General features: G+C 40.8%; 19 protein-coding genes. 5 read left to right on the top strand and 14 right to left on the bottom strand.

Going from position 1 to position 22843, the window contains the following annotated elements:
• Positions 1-192: 192 nt before the first annotated feature.
• Positions 193-738, bottom strand: a complete 546-nt coding sequence (locus HT723_RS07630; RefSeq protein WP_000795930.1) for an ECF-type riboflavin transporter substrate-binding protein — start codon at positions 736-738, stop codon at positions 193-195.
• A gap of 15 nt (positions 739-753) precedes the next feature.
• Positions 754-1602 (bottom strand): S-adenosyl-l-methionine hydroxide adenosyltransferase family protein, encoded by an 849-nt coding sequence (locus HT723_RS07625; RefSeq protein ID WP_023937107.1) that lies wholly within the window; start codon positions 1600-1602, stop codon positions 754-756.
• A gap of 186 nt (positions 1603-1788) precedes the next feature.
• On the opposite strand from HT723_RS07625, the gene trkA reads away from it, so the two are divergent.
• Positions 1789-3138 carry a Trk system potassium transporter TrkA gene (gene trkA / locus HT723_RS07620; RefSeq protein WP_172934960.1) on the top strand — a complete coding sequence of 450 codons (1350 nt, stop codon included), beginning with the start codon at positions 1789-1791 and terminating at the stop codon, positions 3136-3138.
• Positions 3139-3141: 3 nt separating this feature from the next.
• On the top strand, positions 3142-4581 hold the full coding sequence (locus HT723_RS07615; RefSeq protein WP_172934959.1) for a TrkH family potassium uptake protein: 1440 nt from the start codon (positions 3142-3144) through the stop codon (positions 4579-4581).
• Between the two features lie 265 nt (positions 4582-4846).
• Here the strand turns inward: HT723_RS07615 and pflB are convergent, their stop codons facing one another.
• Positions 4847-7171, bottom strand: a complete 2325-nt coding sequence (gene pflB, locus HT723_RS07610) for a formate C-acetyltransferase (protein ID WP_138705103.1) — start codon at positions 7169-7171, stop codon at positions 4847-4849.
• A 237-nt stretch (positions 7172-7408) separates the two neighbouring features.
• Here pflB and dinB point away from each other — a divergent pair, with 237 nt between their 5' ends.
• Positions 7409-8470: a DNA polymerase IV gene (gene dinB / locus HT723_RS07605; protein WP_172934958.1), complete on the top strand. Its 1062-nt coding sequence runs from the start codon at positions 7409-7411 to the stop codon at positions 8468-8470.
• Positions 8471-8502: 32 nt separating this feature from the next.
• Here dinB and HT723_RS07600 read toward each other — a convergent pair whose 3' ends face one another.
• Both HT723_RS07600 and HT723_RS07595 read right to left on the bottom strand, forming a co-directional pair.
• On the bottom strand, positions 8503-9348 hold the full coding sequence (locus HT723_RS07600; RefSeq protein ID WP_172934957.1) for an undecaprenyl-diphosphate phosphatase: 846 nt from the start codon (positions 9346-9348) through the stop codon (positions 8503-8505).
• Positions 9349-9409: 61 nt separating this feature from the next.
• Positions 9410-11299 carry a DUF2207 domain-containing protein gene (locus HT723_RS07595; protein ID WP_172934956.1) on the bottom strand — a complete coding sequence of 630 codons (1890 nt, stop codon included), beginning with the start codon at positions 11297-11299 and terminating at the stop codon, positions 9410-9412.
• A 137-nt stretch (positions 11300-11436) separates the two neighbouring features.
• On the opposite strand from HT723_RS07595, the gene HT723_RS07590 reads away from it, so the two are divergent.
• Both HT723_RS07590 and HT723_RS07585 read left to right on the top strand, forming a co-directional pair.
• On the top strand, positions 11437-13002 hold the full coding sequence (locus HT723_RS07590) for an ABC transporter substrate-binding protein/permease (protein WP_172928069.1): 1566 nt from the start codon (positions 11437-11439) through the stop codon (positions 13000-13002).
• Positions 13002-13742, top strand: coding sequence for an amino acid ABC transporter ATP-binding protein (locus HT723_RS07585; RefSeq protein ID WP_000189488.1), 741 nt, complete (start codon positions 13002-13004; stop codon positions 13740-13742). The genes HT723_RS07590 and HT723_RS07585 overlap by 1 nt, the downstream gene beginning before the upstream one ends.
• A gap of 108 nt (positions 13743-13850) precedes the next feature.
• On the opposite strand, the gene HT723_RS07580 is transcribed toward HT723_RS07585, so the two are convergent.
• The 9 genes from HT723_RS07580 to rpmB all read right to left on the bottom strand — a co-directional run bounded on the left by HT723_RS07580 (position 13851) and on the right by rpmB (position 22478).
• Complete coding sequence (locus HT723_RS07580) at positions 13851-14066, bottom strand: hypothetical protein (protein ID WP_001130036.1); 216 nt, start codon at positions 14064-14066, stop codon at positions 13851-13853.
• 829 nt (positions 14067-14895) lie between these two features.
• A complete protein-coding gene (gene ilvA / locus HT723_RS07575; protein WP_000952969.1) occupies positions 14896-16146 on the bottom strand; it encodes a threonine ammonia-lyase IlvA in 1251 nt (416 codons plus the stop codon).
• A 50-nt stretch (positions 16147-16196) separates the two neighbouring features.
• Positions 16197-16553 carry a ketol-acid reductoisomerase gene (locus tag HT723_RS07570; RefSeq protein WP_172934955.1) on the bottom strand — a complete coding sequence of 119 codons (357 nt, stop codon included), beginning with the start codon at positions 16551-16553 and terminating at the stop codon, positions 16197-16199.
• Positions 16554-16637: 84 nt separating this feature from the next.
• The gene (gene ilvC, locus HT723_RS07565) at positions 16638-17660 is read right to left on the bottom strand and encodes a ketol-acid reductoisomerase (RefSeq protein WP_000290683.1); all 1023 of its coding nucleotides are present in this window, start codon (positions 17658-17660) and stop codon (positions 16638-16640) included.
• A 65-nt stretch (positions 17661-17725) separates the two neighbouring features.
• A complete protein-coding gene (gene ilvN / locus HT723_RS07560) occupies positions 17726-18202 on the bottom strand; it encodes an acetolactate synthase small subunit (RefSeq protein ID WP_001253803.1) in 477 nt (158 codons plus the stop codon).
• Positions 18195-19895 (bottom strand): acetolactate synthase large subunit, encoded by a 1701-nt coding sequence (locus tag HT723_RS07555; RefSeq protein WP_000411733.1) that lies wholly within the window; start codon positions 19893-19895, stop codon positions 18195-18197. Before HT723_RS07555 ends, ilvN begins: the two co-directional genes overlap by 8 nt.
• 204 nt (positions 19896-20099) lie before the next feature.
• Positions 20100-21767, bottom strand: a complete 1668-nt coding sequence (locus HT723_RS07550; protein ID WP_172934954.1) for a DAK2 domain-containing protein — start codon at positions 21765-21767, stop codon at positions 20100-20102.
• A gap of 2 nt (positions 21768-21769) precedes the next feature.
• Complete coding sequence (locus HT723_RS07545; protein ID WP_000216436.1) at positions 21770-22135, bottom strand: Asp23/Gls24 family envelope stress response protein; 366 nt, start codon at positions 22133-22135, stop codon at positions 21770-21772.
• A 154-nt stretch (positions 22136-22289) separates the two neighbouring features.
• Positions 22290-22478: a 50S ribosomal protein L28 gene (gene rpmB / locus HT723_RS07540; protein WP_001140948.1), complete on the bottom strand. Its 189-nt coding sequence runs from the start codon at positions 22476-22478 to the stop codon at positions 22290-22292.
• Positions 22479-22843 lie beyond the last annotated feature (365 nt).

The raw sequence follows: 22843 nt of genomic DNA, 5'->3' as shown, positions 1-22843 counted from the left end.
GTTGCAGATAGAGCTGACGCGGTTTGAAGAGATTTTCGCAGAGTATTAGACTTCTATTTTATCATAAATCTACCCCTTCTTGCAGTCTCTTCTCTTAAAATCTTAGCGCCAAAAAGATTCCTATCCTAGCTTACTTGCCTAACTAATCTATAAACATCGAAAAAGACTGGTTGCCCAGCCTTCTCCATCATTTTAGTCCTTTTTCAAACTTCCTGCACGAGTTTGAGTTCCTGCATAGGCAAGCAAGAGAAGAGTTCCTGCAATAGCTACAGATACACCATTAGCAATTCCCGCAACAATTCCTTGGGCAAATACTTTTTCTGCAGCTTCTTGATAAATTACAACATCTCCAAGTGGTGCCAAGACACCCCAAACAAGGGCATTTGCAAGTAGTTGAATGAGGTTAAAAATAAGAATATCTTTCCAGTCAAAGACACCATTGATCACGCGAACGTACTTTCTAAATAGCCCCACAGCTAGACCAAAGAGCCCACTAGCGATAATCCAAGTCCACCACAGACCGTAACCAGCAAGAGAGTCCTTGATTGCATGACCAATCAACCCGACAAGCAAACCGATAATCGGTCCAAAAATAATAGAAAGTAGCGCTTGTACCGCATACTGAAGCTGGATGCTTGTATTTGGAACAGGGGTCGGAATGTTGATCATCCCGATGACGACAAAGAGGGCAGCGCCAATTCCTACAGCAACAACTTGTTTAATTGATTGATTTTTCATCTATATTCTCCTATTTTATGATTCTATTTTCTTTATTTCAATGGTCCAAGATGAACCGACACCTACATTATAGGCCTTGGCAAAGGAACCTTGGTTGATAGCCAGACCTAAACGATAGAGAGAGTTGATGTAAAGGATGGGTTGCCCAATTCTCACATCTGCAAATGATTTGCCATAAACAACCTGATTTTGATAGACCAGCATATCAGCGTGATAGATGGTCACTTCAAAACGGTCACCAAATTCTGGTTCCAGTTTGTAAAATTCTTCTCGCGTAATAGAGGTCCAAAGCGAACCAAAACGCACATCCAGAATATCAATGGCTCCCTTCACCAGATGATCTTCAATAATGGTCTCTACGACTGGAAGTTCCACAATCTGATCCACACTGAGCTCTGGCCCCACTTCCTCAAAAGAAATGTGACCACTGGCCAGTTTAGCACCAGTATAGGCATAGACATCACGACCGTGGAAAGTATAAGAATGCTCTGTGTTTTGACGCCTATTAGCTACCTCAGAAATTTCACGAACGGCTACAATACCAACGTGTTTCTTGATAAAAGAAAGAGTCCCATTATCTGGCGTGACAATGTATTGATTGTTTGCAGTCTTGGCAACCACACTCTTACGTTTCGAGCCGACACCTGGATCGACAACCGATACAAAAGTCGTTCCCTCAGGCCAGTAATCCACCGTCTGAAAGAGACGGTAACTACCCTCAAAAATATTATAAGGCGTGATATCGTGCGTCAAGTGATGAATTTTTAATGTTGGAGACTCTTCTAAAGCCACTCCAATCATAGCCGATACCGCACCATCAACCAGACCAAAGTCTGATTGTAGTACCAGTAAATTATTATTCATTTTGTCTCCTTGCATACCCTTTATCATACCATATTTCAGAGAAAGGTGCTAATAGCTATTTCAATTGGTTAGGGTATAGTTTTACCTTATAGCAAATGTCCTACTAAAAGCTCTTCTTATTAGCTAGTAGGTGCATTTTTTTGAAAAAGGATATGATAGTTACATCATGAAAAAGTAGGTTTTATTATGAAAATTATCCTTGTCGGAGGGGGAAAAGTTGGTTTTGCCCTCTGTCGCTCCTTGGTTGCAGAAAAGCATGATGTTTTGCTGATTGAGCAAGACGAAGCTGTTCTCAATCATATTGTCAGTCGCTTTGATATCATTGGCATCCTTGGTAACGGGGGCGATTTTGCCATTCTTGAGCAAGCCAGCGTCCAAGATTGTGATATCTTTATCGCCCTGACTGAGCACGATGAAGTCAACATGATTGGAGCAGTTCTAGCCAAGAAAATGGGAGCTAAAGAAACTATCGTTCGGGTGCGGAACCCTGAATATTCTAACTCTTATTTCAAGGAAAAGAATATTCTCGGTTTTTCTCTTATCGTTAATCCTGAGCTCTTGGCTGCCCGTGCTATCGCCAATATCATTGACTTCCCCAACGCCCTGTCTGTCGAACGCTTTGCTGGTGGACGCGTTAGCCTCATGGAATTTGTCGTCAAGTCCACCAGCGGTCTTTGCCAAATGCCCATTTCTGATTTTCGTAAAAAATTTGGTAATGTCATTGTCTGTGCGATAGAGAGGAATCATCAAATTATCATTCCAAGCGGTGACATGACTGTACAGGATAAAGATAGAATCTTTGTCACTGGTAACCGTGTCGATATGATACTCTTCCATAATTATTTTAAATCACGCGCCGTGAAGAGCCTTCTCATCGTTGGGGCAGGTAGAATTGCCTATTATCTACTTGGTATTCTCAAAGATAGTCGTATCGATACAAAAGTCATTGAAATCAATCCTGAAATCGCTAGCTTCTTTAGCGAGAAATTCCCAAACCTCTACATCGTTCAAGGAGATGGTACCGCACAAGATATCCTGCTGGAAGAAAGTGCTCAACACTATGATGCCGTTGCGACTCTAACAGGAGTCGATGAGGAAAATCTGATTACATCTATGTTCCTTGACAGGGTAGGTGTACAGAAAAATATTACTAAGGTCAATCGTACCAGTCTCCTCGAGATTATCAATGCGCCTGATTTTTCAAGTATCATCACACCTAAAAGCATCGCTGTAGATACGATTATGCACTTTATTCGTGGTCGAGTTAATGCCCAGTATTCAGACCTTCAAGCCATGCACCATCTAGCCAATGGCCAAATCGAAACCCTGCAATTCCATATCAAGGAAGCCAATAAAATGACTGCCAAACCTCTTTCTCAACTGAAATTGAAAAAAGGGGTTCTTATTGCAGCTATCATTCGAAAGGGCAAAACGATTTTCCCAACTGGGGAGGATATGTTGGAAGTTGGAGACAAGCTCCTAGTAACAACCTTGTTGCCGAATATCACTAAGATTTATGACTTGATTGCGAGGTAAGAAATGAATAAAAGTATGATTCGCTACCTCCTTTCAAAATTACTTTTGATTGAAGCTGTTCTCCTTTTGGTTCCTGTTGCGATTGCTGTCTATTACCGTGAATCGAGCCAAGTCTTTACAGCCCTCTTTTCGACCATAGGGATTCTCGTATTGTTAGGCGGTTCAGGGAGTTTACAGAAGCCAAAAAATCAACGGATTTATGCCAAGGAGGGAGTCTTGATTGTGGCCCTCTGTTGGATCCTTTGGTCCTTCTTTGGCGCTCTCCCCTTTGTCTTTGCTGGGCAAATCCCCAGCGTTATTGATGCCTTTTTTGAAATCAGTTCTGGGTTTACAACTACTGGAGCAAGTATTTTGAACGACGTTTCGGTTCTCAGCCGTTCCCTCCTCTTCTGGCGAAGTTTTACCCACTTGATTGGAGAGATGGGAGTGCTTGTTTTTGCACTTGCTATTATGGATAATGCCAAAAATAGCCACCTAGAGGTGATGAAGGCCGAGGTTCCTGGCCCTGTTTTCGGTAAGGTTGTATCCAAACTCAAAAATACTGCCCAGATTCTCTATCTCCTTTATCTAGCTCTCTTCTCCCTCTTTGTCATCATCTATTATCTGGCTGGCATGCCACTATTTGATAGTTTTGTCATTGCTATGGGAACAGCAGGTACAGGAGGTTTTACCGTCTATAACGACGGAATTGCCCACTATGGCAGTTCACTAATTACCTATCTGGTTAGTATCGGAGTTCTGGTTTTTGGGGTAAATTTCAACCTTTACTACTACCTCATACTCCGTCGCGTCAAAGCCTTCTTTGGAGATGAAGAACTTCGGGCTTATTTGGTCATCGTACTGGTTTCTACAGCCTTGATCAGCCTTAATACCCTCTATCTCTACCCAGGATTTTCCAAGAGCTTTGAAATGGACTTCTTCCAGGTTTCCAACATCATTACAACAACTGGTTTTGGATATGGAGACATTACCAATTGCTCCCTCTTCTCCCAGTTTATCCTCCTCTTCCTCATGGCAATCGGTGGCTCTGCTGGATCAACTGCAGGTGGACTCAAGATTATTCGAGGCCTCATCCTTTCAAAAATTGCCAAAAACCAGATTTTGTCAATCCTATCCCCCCACCGTGTTTTGACTCTCCATGTGAATCAAACGGTGATTGACAAAGATACCCAGCATAAGGTTCTCAAGTACTTTGTCATCTATGCTATGATTTTGCTAGCACTTATCTTTATTGTCAGCCTAGATAGCAATGATTTTCTGATCGTGACCAGCGCTGTCTTTAGCTGTTTCAATAATATTGGGCCTATTCTAGGAACCACTTCTAGTTTCGCAATCTTTAGTCCTATCTCAAAAATCCTCCTCTCCTTTGCAATGATTGCAGGCCGCTTGGAGATTTATCCTATCTTACTTCTCTTTATGAAGAGAACTTGGTCTAAGAGATAAAATACAACCACACCTTGTGTCTTACAAAGTGTGGTGTTTTTATTTTCAAGTACCTCCCCCAACTCTACAAGTATCTTTGAATCCTGGTCAGACATTTTAGTGCCTGACTTATACTCAATGAAANNAAGCACCGCTTTGAGGTTGCAGATCAAGCTGACGTGGTTTGAAGAGATTTTCGAAGAGTACTAAAGAATTTAAGAGCCTAAAATCAAAAACCCTCAGTCGTTTGACCGAGGGTTCCTTATTTCATTATTCAAAAACTTGATTAGCTCAATGCATCCAAGGCGTCATCCATTGAAAGGACTTCGTGGAAGACACGTTGTGTCAATTCAGTTTTTTGTTCTGGAGTGAGGTATTTAGTGTTTACACAGTATCCAGAGATACGTACGATAACATCTTCACCTGACATGATCTTTTCGTAAACATCGTTCAAGTCCATAACGTTCAAGTTAACGTGTTGTCCACCGTTTTCAAAGTAACCATCAAGGATTGTTACCAAGTTATCAACTTGTTCGTCACGAGTCTTACCAAGAGCACGAGGTGATACTTGTGTAGTCAATGAGATACCGTCAGCTGCGTAACTAAAGTCAAGGCTAGAAAGTGAGTTCAAGTTTTGCAACCATCCACCTTTAGCTTTGTTAGATGGGTTAGCACCTGGTGAGAAGAATTCAAGTTTAGACAAGTTCACAGAACCATCTTCGTTGAGGTATACACCTTTGTGGACTGGTGAGTTACCAGTTTGTTTAGAGTAAGCAACGTTAGATGTGATTGTCAAAAGTGATACAGTAGCTTCTGCGTCTTTGTAAAGTTTGTGGCTACGTAGACGAGTAGTGTAAGCTTCGATCAACCATTCTGCCAATTCGTTTGAACGTGGGTCATCTTCACCCCAACGTGGGTATTCACCGATTGTTTCGTAATCGTAGATGTAGCCATTTTCATCACGGATTGGTTTAACTGTAGCGTATTTGATAGCTGACAATGTGTCAACAGTGTTGGCAAATCCACAGATACCGAATCCCATGTTCGCACGTTGTTTAGTTGGCAAGAATGCCATTTGAACAGCTTCGTAGTTGTACTTATCAGTCATGTAGTGGATGATGTTCAAAGCATCTACGTAAGTGTCAGTCAACCAGTCAAGAGATTTTTCAAAGTTAGCTTTAACTGATTCAAATTCAAGAACTTCGTCACGGATTGGTTCGATGTCAAATACTTTGTAGTCTTTGTGAACATCGTCGTAACCACCGTTCAAACCAGTAAGAAGGGCTTTCAATACGTTTACACGCGCACCGAAGTACTGGATGTTGTGGCGTTGTTCTTCATTTTCTGGGTCAAGTGGAGACACACAGCATGAGATACAGCTCATTTCACCATATCCGTCTTTAGCCATTGTTGTTACACCTTCGTATTGGATAGAAGAGTGTTTGTGGCTCATGTGCATACAGTAGCGACGGAAGTTGTATGGCAATTTATCAGTCCAAAGAACTGTCAAGTTTGGCTCTGGAGAGTTACCTATGTTATCAAGAGTGTTCAAGAAACGGTAGTCCATCTTAGTAACACGGTGACGACCGTCGTTACCCATACCAGCCATAGAAGTTGTGATGAAGGTTGGGTCACCTGAGTACAATTGATCATAAGCTTTTGTACGAGCAAATTTAACTGTACGAAGTTTCATAACGAAATCATCAACGAATTCTTGGATTTCTGATTCAGTAAATGTACCACGAGCAAGGTCACGTTCTGCAAAGATATCCAATACGATTGGCACACGACCTAGAGATGTAGCAGCACCGTTGATAACACGGCAGACAGACATGAAGGCGATGTTAACCCATTGGATAGCTTCTTTAACGTTCATCGCTGGTTTGCGAACGTCAACTCCGTAAAGGTCACCCAAGCGAACAACTTGTTGCAATGCTTGGTATTGAAGGTTGATTTCTTCACGAAGACGGATTGTTTCTTCATCGATTTCTTCAATTGCATTCCAGTCGTTTACTTTTTCTTGCATCAAGTAGTCTGCACCGTAAAGAGCAAGACGTGCGTAAACACCGATGATACGTCCGCGTGAGTATGCATCTGGAAGACCAGTTACAGTGTGTGCGTGACGAGCGCGACGAATGTTTGAAGTGTAGGCACGGAAGATACCGTCGTTAACTGTTGTTACGTATTTAGTAAAGATTTCGTGAACAGCTGGATCTGGTTCGTATCCATTTTCTTTCAAAGTAGTTTCAGCCATACGGATACCACCTTTTGGCATGAAGTTCAATTTGAAGAGTTCATCGTTTTGGATACCGAAGATAACTTCATTTTCTTTGTCGATAAATCCTGCTGGAATGTCAGCGATAGATGTTGGACGAGTGTCCATTGGGAAACGAGTTTCTTCGTAGTGTGCCTTCGTTTCTTCTACAATTTTTTTGAGGTGAAGTGAACGTTCTGTTGGTCCTGCAAGGAAGCTTTCGTCTCCATCGTAAGGTGTGTAGTTAGCTTGTACAAAGCGTGATACACTTGCTTTTTCTTTCCAATCTACGCCTTTGAAGCCTTCCCAAGCTTTGTCAAAAATATCTTGTGCTTCAACAACTGTTTTAACAACCATGTTAATGTCCTCTTTTTTCTTTCTAGTAACAACCATCTGTTACATTCATGAGTTAAGTATACCATACAGTAACCGATTTCAACAAACGAAAAATCCCTATTTTTACACTTTCTTTTCTAAAACAGTCTATATTTTACTCCAAACTGTATTATATTTTTGAAAAAATTATACCCTTTTTTCCTTTTTTCAGAAAAAAGGGTATAATAAAAGAAAATAAGCTGTAAAAAGGTGCTAGGCATGTTGATTTTCCCCTTATTAAATGATTTGTCAAGAAAAATCATCCATATTGACATGGATGCCTTTTTTGCTGCGGTAGAAATCAGGGATAATCCTAAACTCAGAGGAAAACCTGTCATTATCGGAAGCGACCCTCGGCAAACAGGTGGACGTGGTGTCGTTTCCACTTGTAGCTATGAGGCTCGAGTTTTTGGTGTCCATTCAGCCATGAGCTCCAAGAAAGCCTACGAACGTTGTCCCCAGGCCGTCTTTATCTCAGGAAATTATGAGAAATACAAATCTGTGGGACTCCAGATTCGATCTATCTTTAAGCGCTATACAGATTTGATTGAACCTATGAGCATTGACGAAGCCTATTTGGATGTGACAGAAAATAAACTCGGGATCAAGTCGGCGGTCAAAATCGCTCGTCTCATTCAAGAGGATATCTGGCAAGAACTCCATCTAACTGCTTCTGCTGGCGTTTCTTACAACAAATTCTTAGCTAAAATGGCCAGTGATTATCAAAAACCACATGGTCTGACAGTGATTCTACCTGAGCAAGCTGAGAATTTTCTCAAACAAATGGATATTTCCAAGTTTCATGGAGTAGGAAAAAAGACGGTAGAACGTCTGCATCAAATGGGTGTTTTTACTGGCGCTGACCTACTTGAAGTTCCTGAAGTGACTCTGATAGACCGTTTTGGTAGACTGGGTTATGACCTGTATCGAAAGGCTCGTGGCATCCACAATTCCCCAGTCAAATCCAATCGCATCCGTAAATCAATCGGGAAGGAGAAAACCTATGGGAAGATTCTCCGTGCTGAGGAAGACATCAAAAAAGAGCTGACTCTTCTATCAGAAAGAGTCGCTCTCAATCTACATCAGCAAGAAAAAGCTGGAAAAATTGTCATTTTGAAAATCCGCTACGAGGACTTTTCAACTCTTACTAAACGAAAAAGTCTTGCTCAAAAAACACAGGATGCTAGTCAGATAAGCCAAATAGCCCTGCAACTCTATGAAGAGTTAAGCGAGAAAGAAAGAGGTGTCCGCCTATTGGGGATTACCCTGACTGGATTTTAAAACCTTGAAGAGCTGCCCCTTCAAGGTTTTTCTTATACAAATAAACGGACAAAACTGTAAAGTAGCAAAACACTACCAAGCACGATACGGTATTTACCAAAAAGGGTAAAGTCGTGTTTTTTCACATAGCTGGTCAAAAAGCGAATAGCCACCATACTAACTGCAAAAGCTACTCCCATCGCAACCAAGAGCAAGAACAATTGCCCAAAACTCAAGAGCTGTCCTGCTTTTATAAATTTGAAAATCTTTAAGGCACTGGCTCCAAACATAACAGGAATCCCTAGATAGAAGGTAAATTCTGTCACAACTGAACGACTGGTTCCATTTAACAAACCACCGACGATTGTAGCTCCAGAACGGCTTGTCCCTGGTAAAAGGGCAAGAACTTGGAAGAGACCGATATAAAAGGCTGTCGTATAAGGAAGCTTGTCCAACTCTGTTACACTTGGCTCGATAGCACGCGCTTTATTGCGCTTTTCCAAATAGATAAAGGCAATCCCGTAGATAATCAACATGAGGGCAACTGAAACCATGTTATGGAAGTGGGTGTCAAACCAATCATCAAATTTAAAGACGCCAAGCAAAGGCAAGGTCGCAATCAAGACCTTCAACCATAGTCTCCAAGTCTTACGAACTTCCTGTTTGTCCTTAGTCGGTTTGAAAGGATTGAGCTTGTTAAAGTAAATAACCATAACCGCTAAAATAGCACCAAGTTGAATCACAACATTAAACATGGACATAAAGGCTTCACTTTGATTTTGGTATTGGATAAATTCCTCTGCTAAAATCAAGTGACCTGTACTGGAAATCGGCAACCATTCCGTAATTCCTTCAACAATCCCGAAGAAGATAGATTTTAAAATTTCAATAAGATACATAGACTACTCCTTTTTTCTATCTTCCATTATAGCATACTTTTTCAGTCTGTGGCAGTTCTCTTTAAAAGGCGCCTATACTGCCACCGCCTCCGCCTCCAGAGAAGCCACCGCCAGAACTTCCACTTCCAGAAGATACGGAGTAGGTGCTTGCTGTATTTGCGACACTAGCATAATGGCTCATTTGCGCGCTTGAATGATAAAACATACTATGCCAGCCATAAGTCACATAGAGGTTGATATCTGGATTTTCTACTTGGATGTGATGAACCTTCATCAAATGACTAACCTTGTCCGCATAGCCAAATAAGGTCGCATAGACCAAGAGGCGATTCCAGACCACAATACTTTCCAATTCAGCCTGATCCAATCGTGCAATCTCACGCAACATATTTTCAAAACTGGTCCAGAGATAGTAGACTTCTGCTCCTGCTTCATTTAGGACACCATCACGATTATCTAGTCGAAGCTTCCAATAATAGAAAACAGCCAACACCAAACCTAGAAAACCAAGTATTGGCAAGAGGAAGTAAAGATAGCCATAAACATCCAAACTGTACAAGAACAAACCAAATCCAATAAATAGGGGCAAGATAGTGGAGAGTCCCATACCCACTTGCAAAGCCTTTTCCCCACCAGTTAAGGGACGATAGTAATCTGGAAGCCCCCAGAAGGTAACTCGATTTCTCACTCCTTCTTGCATCTGGTTCAATACTTCTTCAAAAGAAGATTTGAGTTGACGCCCCTTTGCTTGAATCCGTTTTTCATCAGAGACTTTTGCTCTACGATAAAGACTATCAGATACCTTGTAATCCGCAAACAAATTGGAAAGAGTTTCTTCTTTTTTGCCTGAAAAAGCCAGATTTAGACAGTCTTTCTCAAAGCTTGACAAACCATCTTCTTTTACTAGCCTCAAACCAACTGCATCTCCTTCTGAAATGATAGAGACATTTCCACGGTCTATCACATCTAGCAAGGTAGCTTGAATAAGTTGGTCAAAGGTGAATTTGCCAGCCCCCTTGACCAAGGGACTCACTTCCTCCAAGGAGGTCGAGTAGACAGCCTCTGATAAAACCATAGGCTCTAATTCCATTGGTGGTTCATAGAGACGATGATTTTTGGCATATTTGACTGAAGGAGTGGTCTTTCTTCTATAGATAAAATAGAAGCAGACACTCAATAACAAGGAGATAGAAAGTATCGAAGGTAAGACCCAAGTAAGGAGTTGTTTACTTTGCTCTTTTTCTTTAACAATCGAGTCTTCTACCTTATTAAATTCTTCTAAATGATTTCCTTTCAATCCCTGATCCCTAGCGCTAGCAAAATCAGTTCGAGGCCAATAGGCATGCAATTCAACTCCACGCTTAGCCGGAAGATTGTCCAAACGAATAGTATAATCAAGGCTACTCTTTTCAATCGTTCCCTCTCTAAAAAGTTTCCCTGTATGGAAAAAGAGTTTTTCAGCTCCCTTGTCTCCCCTTACATGAAATTCAAACTTGCCAATAGCCCCTGAACTATCTGTTAAAGGTTGCCAATTTAATTCAGCAATGTCATCATATAGGAAAAGCAAATTTTTTAAGTTCCATGTAAGCTCAACTTCAACTGTGTCGCCTTCCTGGCCTGGATTATAGACTCTCACAGTATAACCATTCGCTTCTTCTGTCACTTCGCTCGTAACGTCTGCTAGTTCAGCACCATTTTTCGCAGCCTGAACCTTTGGATGAGGATCAATGTCAAATCCACTAGGCATCTTGCCAGCACGTCCAAGTCCCACGATTTGGCCCTTAAAGTCCTCCTCAAACTGATAAACTATCTTCTGTCTAAATTCTGCCGTATTGTCTGCATGAATATACAAATCCCCTTGATAAGAGTTTATCTTGAAATCAATGGCGAAAACAGAAAGTGGCAGAAGGCAAAACAAGCCAAACATCAGTAAGAAAAAAGTTTTTTTCATCAACTAAGCCCCCTTTTTATCTTTCTTATCATTATAGCATTTTTTCGTAAGTAAAGGCTTACTTATGTTGAAAAATTACGCATTTTTCGATAAAATAGGAGACAGTTATTTTTTAATAGATTAGAATAGGAGAAATCATGAGAAAAATATACTTATCTATTTTCACAAGTCTCTTGCTGATGCTAGGACTTGTCAATGTTGCTCAAGCCGATGAATATTTACGCATCGGGATGGAAGCAGCATATGCCCCCTTTAACTGGACCCAGGATGATGATAGCAATGGAGCTGTCAAAATCGATGGAACCAACCAGTATGCCAACGGATACGATGTTCAAATCGCCAAGAAAATCGCTAAGGACTTAGGTAAAGAACCTTTGGTTGTTAAAACCAAGTGGGAAGGTCTAGTCCCTGCCCTTACTTCTGGTAAGATTGACATGATTATCGCAGGTATGAGTCCTACTGCCGAGCGTAAACAAGAAATTGCCTTTTCAAGCAGTTACTACACTAGCGAACCAGTTTTGCTTATCAAAAAAGATTCTGCCTACGCAAATGCTAAATCTTTGAATGACTTTAATGGTGCGAAAATCACTTCTCAACAAGGTGTTTACCTTTATGACTTGATTTCACAAATCCCAGGTGCTAAAAAAGAAACAGCCATGGGAGACTTCGCTCAAATGCGCCAAGCTCTTGAGGCTGGTGTCATCGATGCCTATGTTTCTGAACGCCCAGAAGCTCTGACTGCCGAAGCTGCAAACTCTAAGTTCAAGATGGTCCAAGTAGAACCAGGTTTCAAAACTGGGGAAGAAGATACAGCTATCGCCATTGGACTTCGTAAAGATGACAATCGTATTAGCCAAATCAATGCCAGCATTGAAACCATTTCAAAAGACGACCAAGTTGCCTTGATGGATCGTATGATCAAGGAACAACCTGCCGAAGCTACAACAACTGAAGAGACTAGCAGTAGTTTCTTTAGCCAAGTTGCTAAAATTCTTTCTGAAAACTGGCAACAACTCTTGCGTGGTGCTGGTATCACTCTTTTAATCTCTATCGTCGGAACCATCACAGGTCTCATTATCGGTCTTGCCATTGGTGTTTTCCGTACTGCTCCTCTATCTGAAAATAAAGCCATTTATAGCCTACAAAAATTAGTTGGCTGGATCCTCAATGTCTACATTGAAATTTTCCGTGGTACGCCAATGATCGTTCAATCGATGGTTATCTACTATGGAACTGCCCAAGCTTTCGGTATCAACCTTGACCGTACACTAGCTGCTATCTTCATCGTTTCAATCAATACCGGTGCCTACATGACTGAAATCGTCCGTGGTGGTATCCTAGCAGTTGACAAGGGACAATTTGAAGCCGCGACTGCACTCGGTATGACTCATAACCAAACCATGCATAAGATTGTGCTACCTCAGGTTGTCCGTAACATCCTACCAGCAACTGGTAATGAATTTGTCATCAATATCAAAGATACATCTGTATTGAACGTTATCTCTGTTGTCGAACTTTATTTCTCAGGAAATACCGTGGCAACTCAAACCTATCAATACTTCCAGACATTTACAATCATCGCCGTGATTTACTTTGTCCTCACCTTCACCGTAACACGTATCCTACGCTTCATCGAACGCCGAATGGACATGGATACCTATACTACAGGTGCTAACCAAATGCAAACGGAGGATTTGAAATAATGACACAAGCAATCCTTGAAATTAAACACCTCAAAAAATCCTATGGACAAAACGAAGTGCTAAAAGACATTTCTCTGACTGTCCACAAGGGAGAGGTCATCTCTATCATCGGAAGCTCTGGAAGCGGGAAATCGACCTTCCTACGCTCCATCAACCTACTTGAAACACCAACTGATGGACAAATCCTTTATCATGGACAAAATGTCCTCGAAAAAGGCTATGACCTCACGCAATACCGTGAAAAGTTGGGGATGGTGTTCCAATCCTTTAACCTCTTTGAAAATCTCAACGTGCTTGAAAACACAATTGTCGCTCAGACAACTGTCCTTAAACGCGAACGCACAGAAGCTGAAAAGACTGCCAAAGAAAACCTAGAAAAAGTCGGCATGGGAGAACGCTACTGGCAAGCGAAGCCAAGACAACTCTCAGGGGGTCAAAAACAACGTGTGGCCATCGCTCGTGCCCTCTCCATGAATCCGGACGCTATTCTCTTTGATGAACCAACATCAGCTCTCGATCCAGAAATGGTTGGAGAAGTCCTCAAAATCATGCAAGATCTGGCTCAGGAAGGCTTGACCATGATTGTCGTAACCCACGAAATGGAATTCGCCCGTGATGTCTCTCACCGTGTTATCTTTATGGATAAGGGTGTGATTGCTGAAGAAGGCAAACCAGAAGATCTCTTCACCAATCCTAAAGAAGACCGTACAAAAGAATTCCTTCAACGCTATCTCAAATAAAAAGAAAAGGCTGCCTCAACCGTGCAGTCTTTTTGCTGTCCTCAAAATGAAAAGGCAGATTCTCTATCTCTACTACTTGAGGGTCAAGAATCCGCCGTTATCCAAAGATTAATCTTCAAATTTTTCATGATTTTTTTCATAGAAATCAATTAGGCCTAGGGCTGTTTCAAATGAAATATTTTTTACTTTTGCACGACCCTGCGCCAGAGCAATGATAGACATTTCACGCGCATTCGTTTCCTTAGAGATACGGTAGCCTGTGATTTTCTTATCACGAACCCAGCCAACAACTGATTCTACTTTTTCAAAGTTTGACTTAGCCATGTTTTTCTCCTATTTTCTTCTTTACAATACTTAATTGTATACGTTTTTACTACTTTTGTCAATAAAAAAACATATATTCAATAAAATAAATGACCCAGAATCTTCTTACTTCCTTTTTAAAGCCGATAATATATAGTTTTCCGCTTACTATAACCCATCAGTATGCTCCTAAAAAACAATTGCATTATTAAACTTTAAATTTGTAAAAATATTCACGTATGCTGAATACCAGTTTCTTAATAGGATAGACAGGATTTACTATTTCATTCTATCTATTCCTTTTAAATCAACAAGCCCACTAAAGATAGTCTTTCACTCCTCACTATCTCTAAATCATTCCGTTTTCTTTCTCCTTCTTTGGTTCCTTTCCTGTCCTTATCTATATCTTATCCATTTCACAACCGGTACTACTTACTTTGTACAATCTTGCATCTTCTGATTACATACCCACTTTCCAGCTAGTCATTTAAAATCAGTATCACTAGCTATTGCATGTCTAGCACTATTGTCTATCTCACGAGTTTTTCGACCAACTCACCTAGCAGTCATCTCACAAACATTGATTATTTTTTTTGATTCCTATTATATTTAGAGAAATCTCAAATTAGGGATATATACAATTGGGGATTTCAAAAAATTTCCTTATATATAGTAAGTAATTCTGCCGCCTTAATATAAACAGAATCGAAAATAATAGGTGTTATAGTGAGTTGTAGTAGAAATAGCACGATAAGCTTCCTAAAACCATAGGAATCGCCCCCTTTCTTCACTATCATTATAACACCTATACATTAGTTGTGCAAATAATATGATATTTTTTTATTAGTCCTCAGACAAGCATATTATAGAGCGTTTCATTCCCATTTAAGTTAATATAAGCTGGATCAAAACCTTCCATTCGACGAATTAAGCCTGCATAATCATGCTTATCTGCCAAAGCGATCCCAATCAATACTGGACCTGTTCCCTTACTAGCTCGCTTGATATACTCAAAACGGGTGATATCATCATTTGGCCCCAAGATATCATTTACAAACTCACGCAAAGCTCCTGGACGCTGTGGGAAATTGACCACAAAGTAATGTTTGATCCCATCATAAATCAAGGCACGCTCTTCCATTTCTGGCATACGGTTGATATCATTATTCCCTCCAGAAATGATACAACAAATGGTTTTCCCCTTGATATATTCAGCTAAAACCTCTAAAGAGGCGATACTAGCTGCTCCAGCAGGTTCTGCAACAATCCCTTGCTTAGAGTAGAGGTCAATCAAAGTTTCAGAAATCAATCCCTCATCGACACCTACCAAAGTTTGAACATGTTGACGCGTTGCTTCATAGGTCAACTGTCCTACCTTTTGCACAGCAATCCCATCCGCAAATTTGTCAATTTCTTTGAGTTTAACAGGTCCACCAGCTTCAAAAGCAGCTTTCATGGAACGCGCTCCATTAGCCTCTACCCCAATGACTTCAATTTCTGGACTTGTTTCCTTGATATAGGTAGAAACCCCGGCAATGAGACCGCCACCACCAACAGGGACCAAGACAGCATCAAAGTCAATCGATTCTTTTCGAGCTTCTTCTAAAATCTCATAAGCAACTGTTCCTTGACCCGCTTGGACATGAGTATCATCAAAGGGAGCAATAAAGGTACGATTTTCAGAGACTGTAAATTCTTGAGCTGCTTTGGCTGAGGCATCAAAGGTATCTCCAACTAGTTTAATGGTTACAAAATCCCCACCAAAAAAGCGAACCTGACCAATCTTTTGTTGCGGAGTGGTAATGGGCATAAAAATAGTAGCAGGAATTTTCATCTCATTACAAGTATAGGCAACTCCCTGCGCATGATTTCCCGCAGAAGCACAGACTACCCCACGCTCACGTTCTTCCTTGCTGAGCTGAGAAATAGCATAATAGGCACCACGAATTTTAAAGGAACGAACACGCTGGGCATTTTCTTTTTTCAAATAAATCTTAGCACCATACTTCTCCGATAAATAATGGTCGTAATCCAGTGGGGTATTCACAACCACACCATTCAAGACCTTATGAGCCTTGATAATATCTTTTGAACTTAACATATAAAACCTCTTTTTCTATAAAAAACAGTCACTAATGACTGTTTTTTTAGTTATTCATCTCCAAAAACTTCAGCAACACTTTCATGATATTTATGAGCCATACGAATTGAAAACTCTTTAGGAAGTTCATAACGATTTGTGGAAATCCAATCATATAACCATTCTGCCAAACTTTCTTCACTATCATTACGATGGAAGATAAAATAGTTTAAAACTTCTTTATATTCTACATCATTCAAATCCAGCGTGTCTACAAATTGACTACGAGAAACAAAATTAGAATCTAATTTTCTTAGTTGATCTGTCAATTCTCCCAATTGTAAATCCAACTGAAAAAATAATTTTTGCAGTTGCCTATCAGTTTCATTACATCCTGTCTTGATAGAAAACAAATTGGTAATATTCATATGATTTCAACCCCTAAATAAGTATATCTAATATCCCACGAATAGCTGAAGCTACTATTTTAAGCAAAATTCTTTGCTTTCTAATTAGTTATAGATTTTGAATGCATCATCGTCGTTTTTACCAACGAAAGGCATTGCTTTACGCAATTCTGCACCAACTTTTTCAATTTCAAGGTTAGCTGCTTGTTCACGGTAAGCAGTCAATTTTGGACGTCCAGCTTTATAGTCATTTACAAAGTCATTTGCAAATTTACCATTTTGGATGTCTGCCAAGACAGCTTTCATATTTTCTTTAACTTGCTCAGTAATCACACGTGGACCTGATACATAGTCACCGTATTCAGCAGTGTTTGAAATAGATTGACGCATTTTCTTGAATCCACCTTCATAGATCAAGTCAACGATCAATTTCATTTCGTGAAGAACTTCAAAGTAAGCCAATTCTGGAGCGTAACCTGCTTCTGTCAAGACTTCGAAACCTGCTTCGATAAGGGCAGTCAAACCACCACAAAGTACAGCTTGTTCACCAAACAAATCTTCTTCAGTTTCTTCTTTGTATGTTGTTTCAAGAAGACCTACACGAGCTGCTCCAACACCTTTACACCAGTCCATAGCAATGTTTTTCGCATTTCCTGTTGCATCTTGGTATACTGCGTAAAGAGCTGGTACACCAAATCCTTCTTCGTAAGTACGGCGTACCAAGTGCCCTGGTCCTTTAGGAGCACACATAAAGACATCTACATCCGCAGGAACTTTGATAAATTCGAAGTGAATGTTGAAACCATGAGCAAATCCAACTGCATTCCCAGCTTCCAAGTTTGGAGCGATTTCCGCTTCGTACAATTCTTGTTGGATTTCGTCTGGTGCCAAAATCATGATAACATCAGCCAATTTAGTTGCTTCTGCTACTGTGTAAGTGTCAAATCCATCTTCTTTTGCTTTGTCAAAAGATTTACCTGGACGTACACCGATGATGACATCGCGACCTGAGTCACGCAAGTTTTGAGCATGCGCATGTCCTTGTGAACCATAACCGATAACGGCGATTTTTTTACCGTCAAGTGCTGCTACTTTAACATCTTTTTCGTATTCCATTTGAACTGCCATAGTTTTTCTCTCTTTTCTATCATTTATTGCCTTTTAGGCTGGTTTAACAAATTTAAGTTGGATTTTTAGTCACGGGTAAATCCAGTTGCACCCGTTCGAGCAATATTGCGAATACCGTATGGTCGAATGACTCGTAATAGAGCTTCACTCTTTTCAGCATTTCCTGTCATCTGAATGGTAATCGAGCTTGGCGCTACGTCTACCACTGTTGCACGGAAAGGTTGAATAATCGCTAGAATCTCAGCTCGCTTCTCAGCTGGCGCTGACATCTTAACCAAAATCACCTCGCGCTCCAAATGAGGCTTGTCTGTAATATCACGAATGCGAATCACATCAATCTGACGATTGAGTTGCTTGATAATTTGCTCCACTTCATCATGAGAAGCAACATCAATAATAATGGTGATACGCGATACATTCGGATCTTCTGTTGCTCCAACAGAGATGCTTTCAATATTAACCTGACGACGAGATAAGACACCTGTAAAGCGATTGAGGACTCCTGAACGATTTTGTAGTTTTGCTGTTAACATTCTACGCATGGAACTTCACCCCCAACATCTCATGATTACTCTTACCAGCCGGTACCATTGGTAACACCTGTTCCTTACGAGAAATATCTACCTCAATTAGCATAGGAACATGCTCAGTGATGACTTCAAGGTCTTGAGCCAAGGTCTCAGGATTGTCAAACTTATAGTTTTTAATACCATAAGCCTGCGCCATCAATTGGAAATCAGGAAGGGTATCAAAGACCGACTCTGATGTTCTTCCTTCATAGAAGGATTCCTGCCACTGGCGAACCATTCCAAGTGAATGATTGTTCAGCATAACCACCTTGATTGGCACTTTGTAAATATTCAAAATAGCCAACTCCTGGTTGGTCATTTGGAAACCACCATCCCCAACAAACAAGACTACTTCCTTATCTGGGTTAGCAATTTTAGCCCCGATTGCTGCTGGAATTCCGAATCCCATGGTTCCTAAACCACCTGAAGTCACTAACTGACGTTCATTTTGGTAGGGATAATACTGGGCTGTCCACATTTGGTGTTGACCAACATCTGTTACCACAATGGCATCTCCATTCGTCAATTCACCAATGCGTTCAATAACTGCTTGCGGTTGAACCACACGCTCTTTCTTATCATAAGAACGAACACGGTTCTTGTCTTTAGTAACTTTCTCAATCCATTTCTCAGTATTGTTATGAACTGTCGGTTCTGCTAGCAACATTTGCAAGGCTTTCTTAGCATCTCCAACTACAGGAATATCTGCACTGATAATCTTGCCAATCTCGGCTGGGTCAATATCAATATGGGCAACCTTAGAATTCTTAGCAAAAGTCTTTGGATTTCCTGTCAAACGGTCATCAAAACGAGAGCCAATACTAATCATAAAGTCCGTCTCTGTCATGGCAATATTCGCTGCGAAAGAACCGTGCATCCCCCCCATTCCAAGGAAGAGTGGGTGAGTCGTTGCAATTGTTCCTTGACCTAAGAGAGTTGTTACGACTGGAATTTGATAGCGTTCTGCAAATTCATTTAATTCTGCCGCAGCCTCAGCATAACTAATTCCACCACCAGCTAACAAGACTGGCTTTTTAGCCTTGGACAATTGCTTCAAGATTTTCTTGATTTGCATATCATTTGGTTCAAGAGTCGGCTGATAGCTTGGTAGGTTCACTTCTGGTGAATAAATGAAGTCTGTTTCTAAAGCAGATACGTCTTTAGGTAGGTCAATGACGACTGGCCCTGGACGGCCTGTAGTCGCGATATGGACAGCTTCCGTGATGATACGCGGAATATCAGCTGTCTCACGAACTTGGTAATTGTACTTAGTGATTGGCATGGTAATTCCCACGATGTCTGCCTCCTGAAAGGCATCCTTCCCAATCCCTGCTCGCCCTACCTGACCTGTAAAGACCAAAAGGGGAACACTATCGCTCATGGCATCCGCAATCCCTGTAATGGCATTTGTTGCTCCCGGTCCGCTAGTAACGACGGCAACACCCAACTTTCCAGTTGATTTAGCATAACCTTCAGCTTCATGCAGACAACCTTGCTCATGGCGTCCTAGAATGTGGTGAATACCTTTAAAATTATATATCGCATCATAAAAAGGCAAGACTGCACCACCAGGATAACCAAAGATGGTATCAATTCCTAAATCACGAAGTGTTTCCAAAACTAGGTCCGAACCCGTCTTAGGAGATTCTAAACTGATTTTCTCCATTGTTCCCCTTTCTTTCCTCTTAAAAATAACTTGTTACTATCATACCATTTTTTAAAAAATTTTCAAGAGAAAAGAAGAAATTTTCTGAATTTTCTATTTTAACGTTTATTTATGAATGTTATTTTGTTTTTATTAAAAAGATACCGTTTTCATTTACTAAAAAAGAAAAAAGAACTGATTTCTCAGTCCTTCATTAATCGGCTCTTATTCCACACTAAATAGATAGGGGTAAACAGGTTGTTGACCTTGGTGGATTTCAACTTCAAGATCCTCAAATTCTTCTGCGATTTCTTGAGCGATTTCATTGGCAAGTTCTTCGCTTCCGTCTTCACCGACATAGAAGGTTACGATTTCACTGTCTTCATCCAACATATGTTTCAAAGTTTCTGCCAAGGTTTGGTGCATGTCAGGGTTTGACACGAGGATTTTCCCATCCACCATACCTAGATTATCGTTTTCATGGATTTCTAAACCATCGATCGTTGTATCACGCACGGCTGTTGTGACGCTTCCGCTAACGACATCGCTAAGAGCAGCTGTCATACGCTCTTGGTTTTCTTCAATGGACTTGCTTGAATCAAAGGCAAGAAGACTTGTCAAACCTTGAGGAAGAGTGCGAGCCTCTACCACTACTGCTGGTTGCTCCAAAACTTCTGCCGCAGATTGAGCTGCCATGAAGATATTCTTGTTATTTGGCAGGAAGATGATGTTACGGGCATTGACCTGTTCAACAGCCTTGATAAAGTCTTCTGTTGAAGGGTTCATGGTTTGACCGCCTTCGATAACATAATCCACACCTTGAGAACGGAAGATATCTGCTAGACCTTTACCAGCCACCACAGCAATCAAAGCATACTCTTTTTCTTCAGCTGGCTTGCTAACTTGGGCAGTTTCTTTCTCAATCTGTGCTTCGTGTTGGTTACGCATATTGTCAACTTTTACCTTGACCAAGCTACCATATTTTAGACCTTCTTGCATGACAAGTCCTGGATCTTCTGTATGGACATGGACTTTGACGATTTCATCATCATTGACAACGAGGAGAGAATCTCCAAGTTCATTCAAGTAGTTACGGAATTCATCGTAGTCAAAATCTTTGGCATAGGTTGGACCTTGCTTAAGAGCTACCATGATTTCAGTACAGTAACCAAAGTTGATATCCTCAGTCGCCACATGACCAGCCACAGACTTGTGGTGCTCTGCATTGATCATTTCACTCATATTGGCAGGAGTCGCTACAAAGTCCTCAGATGCAATATATTCACCAGTAAGGGCAGAAAGGAAACCTTCGTAGATAAAGACCAATCCTTGACCACCTGAGTCCACAACGCCAACTTCCTTCAATACTGGAAGCATGTCTGGCGTTTTAGTTAGAGCTGTTTTAGCACCTTCCAAGACTGCGCGCATGACTTCAACAGCATCATCTGTTTGCTCAGCTTTTTTCTTAGCACCGATAGCAGCCCCACGAGAAACTGTCAAAATCGTTCCTTCAACTGGTTTCATCACTGCCTTATAGGCAACTTCAACACCTGATTGGAAGGCAAGGGCCAAGTCTTGACCTGTTAACTCGTCTTTATCCTTGATGGCTTGTGAAAATCCACGGAAAAGCTGAGACATAATAACTCCTGAGTTCCCACGCGCACCCATCAAAAGCCCTTTAGCAAGAATGCTCGCTACCTCTCCAACTGTAGAAGCTGGCTTGTCTGCAACTTCTTTAGCTCCATTTTCGATGGTCATCCCCATGTTTGTTCCAGTATCTCCATCTGGAACAGGGAAGACGTTTAATGAATTGACATATTCAGCTTGCTTATTCAAGCGAGTTGATGCAGCCTGCACCATTTCTTGAAATAAGCTAGTAGTAATTTTTGACACGGTTATTCTCCTACAACTTTGATATTTTGAATGTAGACATTTACAGTCTGAGCAGTAATTCCAAGCTGGTTTTCCAAGCTAAAGGCAACACGCTCTTGAATGTTTTTTGACACTTCACTAATCTTTGTTCCGTAGCTTAACACGGTATACACATCAACTGCAATGCTTCCATCTTCGGCTGCCTTTACGACGACACCTTTGGAATAATTTTCCTTACCTAGAAGGGCTTGGAAATTATCTTTGAGGGCATTTTTACTAGCCATACCGACCACACCAAAAATTTCAGTTGCTGCTCCACCTACGACGGTTGCAATCACTTCATCTGTTAGTTCGATTTGACCATCTTTTGTATTAATTTTTACAGTCATCCTTTTTACCTCAACTAGTTGATACTCTATTTTATCATATTTCAGCCCAAGTGTAAAAGCAGAATACTGTATCAGCGGATATTTACTCTGCTTTTAAAATGATTTTTTCACTATGTCAAAAGAAAAAGACCCTGAGGTCTCCTTGCTTTTATTATTAAACGCGTTCAACTTTACCTGATTTCAAAGCGCGAGCTGAAGCCCAAACTTTTTTAGGTTTACCATCGATAAGAACAGTAACTTTTTGAAGGTTTGGTTTTACGGCACGTTTTGTTTGGTTCATCGCGTGTGAACGGTTGTTTCCTGATACAGTCTTACGACCTGTAAAGTAACATACTTTAGCCATTGTGTTTTCCTCCTATTAAATCTAATATAGCGGATGTGCTAGCACTACATACCGTACTATGTTATCACACTTTCTTCATTTTTGCAAGGGAATTGGAAGATTTTTTTATTTATTGTGATTCGAATGTGATATTGAAAGTTCTATAATGAAGTTAGCCACCCAGCCCTCCTAAAAATTAGATGTTTTAACTAGCTTATAGCTAGCCCTCGATTTCATTTGATAAGAGGCTTGATGCTGTTAGGCTGACAAGCCAAGGCTAAGATTAGCTTTGGTTTAGCTGACAAAACTGCTTCAAGGGTTCCTCTTGTCAAATGAAAGCTCTTCTAGGCATAAGAAAACACCTCTGTGTTATACTTGTTGTTCAA

The sequence above is a fragment of the Streptococcus sp. 2106 genome, assembly GCF_013277315.1.
Taxonomy (GTDB): Bacteria; Bacillota; Bacilli; order Lactobacillales; family Streptococcaceae; genus Streptococcus; species Streptococcus pseudopneumoniae.
This window is presented reverse-complemented; position numbering and strand designations above follow the sequence as displayed.

Coding starts and splice junctions, on each gene's coding strand:
- trkA (WP_172934960.1), top strand. CDS start 1,789: ATGAAAATTATCCTTGTCGGAGGGGGAAAAGTTGGTTTTGCCCTCTGT.
- HT723_RS07545 (WP_000216436.1), bottom strand. CDS start 22,135: ATGACTGTAAAAATTAATACAAAAGATGGTCAAATCGAACTAACAGAT.
- HT723_RS07625 (WP_023937107.1), bottom strand. CDS start 1,602: ATGAATAATAATTTACTGGTACTACAATCAGACTTTGGTCTGGTTGAT.
- ilvA (WP_000952969.1), bottom strand. CDS start 16,146: ATGTTAAGTTCAAAAGATATTATCAAGGCTCATAAGGTCTTGAATGGT.
- HT723_RS07585 (WP_000189488.1), top strand. CDS start 13,002: ATGACACAAGCAATCCTTGAAATTAAACACCTCAAAAAATCCTATGGA.
- rpmB (WP_001140948.1), bottom strand. CDS start 22,478: ATGGCTAAAGTATGTTACTTTACAGGTCGTAAGACTGTATCAGGAAAC.
- pflB (WP_138705103.1), bottom strand. CDS start 7,171: ATGGTTGTTAAAACAGTTGTTGAAGCACAAGATATTTTTGACAAAGCT.
- HT723_RS07595 (WP_172934956.1), bottom strand. CDS start 11,299: ATGAAAAAAACTTTTTTCTTACTGATGTTTGGCTTGTTTTGCCTTCTG.
- dinB (WP_172934958.1), top strand. CDS start 7,409: ATGTTGATTTTCCCCTTATTAAATGATTTGTCAAGAAAAATCATCCAT.
- ilvN (WP_001253803.1), bottom strand. CDS start 18,202: ATGCGTAGAATGTTAACAGCAAAACTACAAAATCGTTCAGGAGTCCTC.
- HT723_RS07615 (WP_172934959.1), top strand. CDS start 3,142: ATGAATAAAAGTATGATTCGCTACCTCCTTTCAAAATTACTTTTGATT.
- HT723_RS07590 (WP_172928069.1), top strand. CDS start 11,437: ATGAGAAAAATATACTTATCTATTTTCACAAGTCTCTTGCTGATGCTA.
- HT723_RS07630 (WP_000795930.1), bottom strand. CDS start 738: ATGAAAAATCAATCAATTAAACAAGTTGTTGCTGTAGGAATTGGCGCT.
- HT723_RS07570 (WP_172934955.1), bottom strand. CDS start 16,553: ATGAATATTACCAATTTGTTTTCTATCAAGACAGGATGTAATGAAACT.
- HT723_RS07555 (WP_000411733.1), bottom strand. CDS start 19,895: ATGGAGAAAATCAGTTTAGAATCTCCTAAGACGGGTTCGGACCTAGTT.
- HT723_RS07580 (WP_001130036.1), bottom strand. CDS start 14,066: ATGGCTAAGTCAAACTTTGAAAAAGTAGAATCAGTTGTTGGCTGGGTT.
- ilvC (WP_000290683.1), bottom strand. CDS start 17,660: ATGGCAGTTCAAATGGAATACGAAAAAGATGTTAAAGTAGCAGCACTT.
- HT723_RS07600 (WP_172934957.1), bottom strand. CDS start 9,348: ATGTATCTTATTGAAATTTTAAAATCTATCTTCTTCGGGATTGTTGAA.